This window comes from Photobacterium sp. DNB22_13_2, from assembly GCF_052873915.1.
This window is the reverse complement of record NZ_JBNNXU010000046.1, coordinates 1-2,402: the sequence shown is the minus strand read 5'-3', so window position 1 is coordinate 2,402 and position 2,402 is coordinate 1. Positions and strand designations below refer to the sequence as shown.

The window sequence follows — 2,402 nt, the reverse complement described above, 5'->3', positions numbered from 1 at the left end:
AGCGCCTGCGGCCCACTCTCTCCTCCGGCAAGCACTTGGATATGGCGGGTATCGACCGTCACCGCCTGCTCATTCAAAAAGCGTTGCCACAATGACGGGGTCTGCTGGATCAGGTCAATTTCCCGGTGCTCACGCTGTAAATCCCGATGGGCCCGTTCGGCATCCGACAAGATCAGGCAACCACCGCTCATCAAGGCGAGTCCGTATTCCAGACCAAAAATATCAAACGTATACTGGGTCAGGCTGAGTACCGTACGGGGCTTGTCGGCGGGCGACAGCCTGCTGGCCATCCCCTCCAAGAAGCGGACGAAGACCCCGTGCTCGATCATCACCCCTTTCGGCTGCCCGGTTGTCCCGGAGGTATAAAGGATGTAGGCCAACTGACCTGGCTCTGGCGCCCTCTCCGGAGCGTTCTCCGGGAAAGATGACAGCTCCTGCTCATCCAGTGTCACGACCCGAGTCATGCCAGCCAGCCGGGAGCGGTAACCGCTCTGGGTGACAACCAGCGGTGCCTTGGTATCGCTGAGGATATATGCCGTCCGCTCCGCCGGATAATCGGTGGAAATCGGCACATAGGCCCCACCGGCTTTCATAACCGCCAAAATCACCACCACCATCTCGGCATGGCGATCCAGATACATGGCTACTGGCGTTTCGGCCGGCATCGGCTGCCCGTAGTGCTGTTGGTAGTCGGCCAGCAAGGTATGCGCCAGCCGGTTTGCCCAGCGATCCAGCGTGCGGTAGTCCCAAGCCTGCCCATCTACCCGCAGCGCTATGGCCTGCGGTTCAGCGGCGGCCCGTGCTTCAAAGGCATCCAGAAAACTCCGGTACTGGCCTCCGTCCCAGGGCGAATGCCAGCGGTGCAGCATCATCCGGGCCTCTTCATCATTGAGCAGCTCCACATCGGCCAACTTCATGACCGCCCCCTCAGTCAACTGGGCGAGGATTTGCGGGTACATCTTTGCCATTCGGGCAATCGTGTCCGGTGAGAAAAGACTGGTTGCATAATTAAACTGGCCGCGCAGTGCTGGTCGGCTATCATCCAGTACCAGGCTGAGATCAAACTTGGCCGGTACCGCCTGCCAGCTTACCGCGGGGTCCGAATCCAGCAACTCGAACGGTGAGTGGTTGAAGGCAGCAGGATCCTGGCCGAAGTGCTGCAGGCTGAACATCACCTGGAACACCGGGTGACGGGCAGGGTCTCGCGTCCCCCCGAGTAAGTTGACGATTTTCTCGAACGGCAGTGACTGGTGCGCCTTGGCGTCGATGACGGTCTGGTGGATCCGGGCGAGCAACTCCACCACACTCTCACCGTCCTCCGCCTCAATACGCAGCGGCAGGGTATTGGCAAAGAAGCCGACCAACCCCTGTGTCTGGTTCTGCTCCCGGTTATCCGACGGGGCTCCAATGACAATATCTTGCTGACCGGAAAGGCGGGACAGCATCAGGTAGAATCCAGCCAGCAGCACCGTATATAGGGTGGTTTGGTGGCTCCGGGCGCATTCGTTGAGCGCCGCTGACAGCGCTTCGGGCAACACGAAGTCGAAATTGGCACCGTGGTAATCGAAGGAGGCCGGACGCGGGTAGTCTTCCGTGAGTGCCAACGCCTCTATTCCGGCCAGCTGTGCCTGCCAATAAGCATCCAATCCGGTGTCGTCAGCATGCGCCAGCTGATCACGTTGCCACAGGGTATAATCCAGGTAGCTTATCGACGGTGTAGACAGGGTGCCCTCCGCCCGATGACTGGCTGATGCCGCATAGAGCTCGCTGAGCTCACGTAAAAACAACGCCATCGACCAGCCATCGAAGGCGATATGGTGCCACAGTAACAGCAGATAACGCTGCCCGCCCGCCTCGTAAGCACGGCAGCGCATCGTGGCCTCATTCGCCAAATCGAAGGGGGTGGTGACAACGGTTTTCACCTCGTCCATTACACTGTCTAGTGACGGGCGATACTGCAGCGGCACGCTAAACGGGGTCAATGGCAACACCTGCTGCCGATCGGCCCCGGTCTCATCCTGGCGATAGACAGTACGCAACACGGCATGGCGCTGCTGCAACAGATTCAGCACGTGCTCAAGCCGCTGCAGGCAAGTGTCTGGCCGCAGTGCCACGAGCATCGGTATATGGTAAGTGTGGCCGCCCGGTGCAAAGCGCTCAAGAAACAGCACCCGCTCTTGGGCAAATGACAACGGTCCGGACTGAGCGCCGGTGGCCGGGATCCATTGCACCTCGGCCAGCTCCTCGGCAATCAGCGCGGCAATGTTTTTTGCGCTGAACAGCTGGGGCAGGGTCACATTCAGATTGAGCGTACGCTGCATTTCTCCGATCAACTGTACGGCATTGATCGAGTTACCGCCGATGGAAAAGAAATTATCTTCGATGCCGACCCGCTCCAACCC

1 protein-coding gene is annotated in these 2,402 nt (G+C 59.5%); it reads right to left on the bottom strand.

The genetic code is table 11. The features are described from left to right. A partial coding sequence (locus tag ACVA58_RS27705; protein WP_446513472.1) for a non-ribosomal peptide synthetase occupies nt 1-2,402 on the bottom strand: 2,402 nt, incomplete at both ends.